This is a genomic window from Paenibacillus sp. OT2-17, from assembly GCF_009827695.1.
Classification (GTDB): Bacteria; Bacillota; Bacilli; order Paenibacillales; family Paenibacillaceae; genus Paenibacillus; species Paenibacillus polymyxa_B.
The window spans coordinates 1-5137 of the sequence record NZ_WUDQ01000254.1; the positions used below are offsets into that span (position 1 = coordinate 1).

Annotated in this window: 6 protein-coding genes; 2 read left to right on the plus strand and 4 right to left on the minus strand. The window is 41.5% G+C overall.

The features are described 5' to 3' along the window. Positions 1–1259 precede the first annotated feature (1259 nt). On the plus strand, positions 1260–1388 hold the full coding sequence (locus GRP75_RS30665) for an IS3 family transposase (RefSeq protein WP_369127581.1): 129 nt from the start codon (positions 1260–1262) through the stop codon (positions 1386–1388). A 35-nt stretch (positions 1389–1423) separates the two neighbouring features. Here GRP75_RS30665 and GRP75_RS29290 read toward each other — a convergent pair whose 3' ends face one another. After that, positions 1424–1579, minus strand: coding sequence for a hypothetical protein (locus GRP75_RS29290; protein ID WP_167348634.1), 156 nt, complete (start codon positions 1577–1579; stop codon positions 1424–1426). 588 nt (positions 1580–2167) lie between these two features. After that, on the minus strand, positions 2168–2947 hold the full coding sequence (locus tag GRP75_RS18855) for a collagen-like protein (RefSeq protein WP_160790044.1): 780 nt from the start codon (positions 2945–2947) through the stop codon (positions 2168–2170). A gap of 482 nt (positions 2948–3429) precedes the next feature. Between GRP75_RS18855 and GRP75_RS18860 the strand changes: the two genes are divergently transcribed. Next, on the plus strand, positions 3430–3987 hold the full coding sequence (locus GRP75_RS18860; protein ID WP_160790045.1) for a MepB family protein: 558 nt from the start codon (positions 3430–3432) through the stop codon (positions 3985–3987). 116 nt (positions 3988–4103) lie between these two features. On the opposite strand, the gene GRP75_RS18865 is transcribed toward GRP75_RS18860, so the two are convergent. Further along, complete coding sequence (locus GRP75_RS18865; protein ID WP_160790046.1) at positions 4104–4499, minus strand: DNA methyltransferase; 396 nt, start codon at positions 4497–4499, stop codon at positions 4104–4106. A 348-nt stretch (positions 4500–4847) separates the two neighbouring features. Continuing rightward, on the minus strand, positions 4848–5137 hold a 290-nt coding region (locus tag GRP75_RS18870), incomplete at its 5' end, for a DinB family protein (RefSeq protein ID WP_272917220.1).

The following is a 5137-nucleotide window of genomic DNA, read 5'->3' on the forward strand; positions in this document are numbered from 1 at the left end:
GAATTACCCATGGCCGTTATTATGTCTTCTCTTGTATTAGGAGAATTTGTAGGCTGGTCTCAATGGATCGGTGTTATCATCATTTTATGTGGCATCGCATTTAGCAACATAAGACACAGAGGATCAAAACCACAGACTTTAGTGAAGAAGAACACAGCATAACAAGATATCTATAATTTTAATAGGTTAGATGGACAATGATTTCAGAATAAGATTTGAAGCATTTACAACGCTGTGTAAAATGCGGGGGCTTATAACGCTCATCCCAGATTTCAAAATCATAGTCTTAGAATATTCACCCGCTCTGTTCAAACAAAAAAAGGACCTATCGGTCCTTTTTTGAATATATGGCTAAACCTGTTTTTCATGTTTGAAAGGTTAAATTTTTTTCGCAGGATTAGATACCTCAGTTTCAAATATAGCTCCCCAAATTTCCAAACTCGTATGTTTTCTGTTTTTATTATCAAGCATAATCAAATTATCTTTAGGCTGGTTAAGCTCCTCTTTTAGATTCTTAGCCTCGTTATAATGCTCAATGAAAGTTGCTTCGATGAAGTGAAGCTCGTTAAATATTTTGTTTTTGTCATTTTTATAAACTTCAAAGATTTGTTCAATATTTGGAAAGTATACATCATCATTTTCTGTTAATCCGATAGTCCTTGGGATTCGCTTGTTTAAATCATGGATTGCTACAGGTATACGCCAGATCCATGTATTCCTGCCGATTCCGGTTTCTCTTTCTAAGAGAAGATAAGTTAGTTAATGCTCTAGAGGGAAAACGAGGCAAAGCAAAAGGGCCAGGCATCGGCAGACCTCGAACACGACCCGAATATCCGGAGGTCAAGCTGAAACGCCTCGAAGCGGAAAATGAAATGCTAAAAAAGCTCTTGCAAATGTGAACGGAGGAATGGATGCTGTACCCAAGAGTAAAAAGTTTGCGGTGATCCAAGAATTGCTTAGTAAGGGACATAGCATCGTACTACTATGGCAAGAAAGTAGCCTACGTTGTTTCTGGCAATCATCTGAACCGGGAGTTTAAGACTGACCAGCCGAATCAAAAGTGGGTAACGGACATCACTTACCTCATGTTCAATGGACAGAGACTCTACCTTTCCACGATTCAGGATCTTCTTAACAACGTAATGGTTGCCTACCAGATCAGCCGCAGAAAGATTTGAGCCTGGTGTTAGATACGGTGAAAAGGCAAGGAAACGACAGGACGCGCGAGGTGTTACTGCATAGCGACCAAGGATTTCAATATCCCTCTCGCCTCAGCTCAACAGGTGGAGCATGCCATCCAGAAGTATATCCATTTCTACAACCATGAACGCTTTCATGAGAAACTAAACAACCTGACTCCTTATGAATACAGTACTCAGGCTGCTTAATTATTGCTTTTTGATAGCTGCCTGCTTGAAAGGGGTCACTTCATGATTGCGGAATTTGCGAAGAAACCAAGATCAGATAGCGACTTGACCTTCTTCGGCTTTTTATTTTCCACCTTACCACCGTGGAGAATGATTTCGAATTCCCGGTTTCTGTTCTTGGCCTTCTTCGTCGTCAGGCTCATAATCTTCATCAGGTGGAAACGACTCCTTATAGAAATCGTTCTAAGAGGCCGTCCGACTCCTTAATGCCCTCTTCATCTACATTTTCGTATTCATCCTCCGTCAGTCCTTCTACCAACACAAGATTAAAGGCTTCCTTATGCAATGCCTAAACTTTAGGCCAATCGACCTCGGCCCGTTCTTCTGTAGCTTCCCATTTTTCGCGACCAATCGAAAAAGAAAATTTATATTGATTGCCGCTTATGAGTTGTCGTATCTGACGGATCAAAGCAATAGTTCCTATTTTGTCACAACAAAAAAAGAAGGTAGGAAAAGTTTCCTGACCTTCTTAGCATTCATATTTCTATGTCTGAATAATATCATTGCTTTTTACCATGTTACTACGGATTTTCCATTTTAACTTTAAAGATAGGCTTTGGAGTAGTGGTAGTGTTTAATGGATCTTATTACTACCACTACGTTCTCTTGCCATGCTACACAATCCCCCCCATAAATACGTCTGCTTACTATGAGTGTAATTAGACAAACTGACGATATGAAATCGTACAATCTTTTCTAAAGCGGCTACATATAATGTTCTATATATCATTAAGAATGGCTTAAATAGTCAACTTTAATATAGTAAGAGTAGTATTGGTAAAGTTATGAAGTTGGGCTGGGGTTGCATTTGCATTTACTAATTGAATAGTTGTAGGAACGACCCCTACAGTAATAATGACTTCTGCCGAAGTTGGTCCGCCACCGTTACCCGTGAAAGGAACTGGGGTAACAGGGAATCCATTTACGGTAAGGTTAAAGTCAGCATTGCCTTGGTTATGAATTGTAAAATCTATTAGATAGCTCCCCGTTTCGTTGATTGTTATCGTTGAAGATGGAGGAGTGAAAGTAAATGCACCACCAACATTAGCCAAAACTCCAGTAAAGGTAATTGGTGAGTTACCCGGAACTGTGTCAGTTCCCGTACCAGGATCTGCTCGGAAAACACTTAAGAAGTCTGATATCCCGGCGCCTGCAGGCCCTGTTGCCCCCGTTGCTCCTGCTGGTCCTACCGCCCCTACCGTTCCCGCTGGTCCTGCTGGTCCTATCGCTCCTGCCATTCCCACTGGTCCTGCTGGACCTACTGCTCCTGCTGGTCCTGTTGGTCCAGGAATTCCTTGAAAACCTTGTAGCCCTTGCTGGCCTTGAGCGCCTGGAACTCCCTGTGGACCCGGCAGTCCCTGAGGTCCTTGAGGTCCTTGAGGTCCTTGAGGTCCTTGAGGTCCTTGAGGTCCTCGGATCCCTTTAACAATAACTTTCGGTAAAACTTTGACTTTTTTAACTACACATCTTCTAAATTTTCTCCGATGCATTTTCTTTTGCCAATAATAATGTCGAAACATATTTAATGATCACCTCCAAAGTCTAGTCAAAGTAGCTTATTGTGCAATTAACCAAAAAGATTGGGCTGTTGACTTCATCTTGGGAAAATAGGCATAGGTCTGACTCTATCGTGTTAGCATTATTACAGCTCATCCTTCTGAAGCTTATATCCAGTTCAATCAACCGATCCAGATTCTGCACTATCTGCATTTTTATATTTCTAGCCTGTAGGTCTTTGACCCACTGAGCTATACCAGCCTTAACAATCTTTCGGTACTATACCATTGATCAAAGATACCCTCGACGAACTCTATTTCGCGTTGTAGTAGTGTCTCTTGCTATTCGTTGTCTGTCCCATTGTCATTGGGGAGACGTTCACGCGTCTCCCTTTTTATTTATACTAGGCAGAATATACACAAACTTGTGAACCATCTGCGGTTACATTAATATAGTGAATGCTACGTTAAACAACGGTTTTATATATGGGGGAGAATAAATAACAATGGTTAACAAAGAAATATCTTCTGGTGACCAAAATTCTTGGACAGCATCTGATAAGATTCATACCGACCTGCTTGCCGCTAAAGTTTCAGTTTATAATCCATGCAATTTTAAATGTACTGGACCAATTCCAGAAAAACAAAACGCTGACTATGGGGCCTACTTCTTTAATTTAAATGCCCACTCTATACGATTCCGTATTGCAAAGACAACTCCAAAAAAGATCGGGCAATTTGTGACTATATATAAGAGAATTGGGGATGGACCAATACAACCCTATGACGTATCAGATCCAATCGACTTTTTGGTTATTAGTGCACGTAAAGACAGTAGCTTGGGGCAATTTGTATTCCCAAAATCCATTCTGATTAAACATAAAATATTATCTAACAAAGGTGAAGGTGGTAAAAGAGCAATACGTATTTATCCACCATGGGACACGCCTACAAGCCTTCAGGCTCAAAAAACTCAGACATGGAAGTTAAAGTATTTTCTTAACATACCTGTAAACGAACCAATAGACATTTCTCGTGCAAACGTACTTTACGATTTAGAATAATGTGTTGCAACATTAGAAAGACGTACCGGCTCCATGCCGGTTGCCTGCTGATATCGCATTTTAATCACATCACAAAATACCGGGTCCAGTTCCATGGTCCTGCAACAGCGGTCAAGCTAATCACAGGCCATAAGGGTAGAGCCGCTGCCGCCAAAGAAATTGACAACTACGCCACTAAGCTGGCTACTATTCATAATGGGAATAGCTAGTAGATCAAGGGGCATCTGAGTGGGGTGAACATACTTATTTACATTGCCCCGTGAAACTTCCCATACTGTCCTAGGCAGCGGTTCCTCAACAGGAAGACCAGCCTTCCATACCGTAGTCTGTGTTCCGATCACCGTATCGGGCTGGAGCCTTGCTTTTAGATGAGCGTAAAAGATCGGCTCATGTTTAAAACGATACTGTGCCCAACCAAAGGAAGCAGCATTCATAGCATCCTCAAATTTTCTTTCTACAATAACAAAAGTATGTTTCTTAGTAGAAACAAAAGCCTGATGAACAAGTGTCATCAGGCTTTGCTAAAATCAGGACGGCTGCTTTGGTTTAAATAGAGAGCGGTATTATGGTAAAGAAATATTTGAAAAGTTAAAGACAGGAGAACATATTTATAAGGGTTTAACGTACATATTTTTAGAATATTAAAAAAAATATAAATCGCAAATATTGGATTTTGGTACACAACTTTATTGTTCGAAGAAAACTCCATAAAATAAGTTTTAGGCTGACCTTAGAAATTAGAACAGCGACAACCAAGGATGAAAAAATAAAGGTCCTAGACTGTCGCTGTTCCATTAAACTAACGTGTCCCGTTAGTTCAATACCAATCCCATTCCGAGTAATGGTGATTATTAGCCCTGTTAGAGCCTCGCGAACGTGATGTAATCGACTTGGGCAGGCTCTGCCGATTCGATCCGAAGTGCCCGGTTGATCTGCCCCCGGTGATATTGCCCATGTAAGAGGACCTGCGACAGGATGTCCCGTACGGACGTTCGGAACGGAACCCCGCTCTGGTTCGCATAGTCGATCATCTCGTCCAACTCGGATTCCTCGAACCCTTCGATATAGACGCGATATTGCTCGGCGTTTTCTTCGAACATCGTCCGGATCGCCGTCAGGTCTTCCGCTTCCTCCCACAACGAATATTGCG

What these genes read in the sequence shown, in the direction of transcription:
- GRP75_RS29290 (WP_167348634.1), bottom strand. Translation starts at nt 1,579, where the DNA reads ATGAAGATTATGAGCCTGACGACGAAGAAGGCCAAGAACAGAAACCGG.
- GRP75_RS18855 (WP_160790044.1), bottom strand. Translation starts at nt 2,947, where the DNA reads ATGTTTCGACATTATTATTGGCAAAAGAAAATGCATCGGAGAAAATTT.
- GRP75_RS18860 (WP_160790045.1), top strand. Translation starts at nt 3,430, where the DNA reads ATGGTTAACAAAGAAATATCTTCTGGTGACCAAAATTCTTGGACAGCA.
- GRP75_RS18865 (WP_160790046.1), bottom strand. Translation starts at nt 4,499, where the DNA reads ATGACACTTGTTCATCAGGCTTTTGTTTCTACTAAGAAACATACTTTT.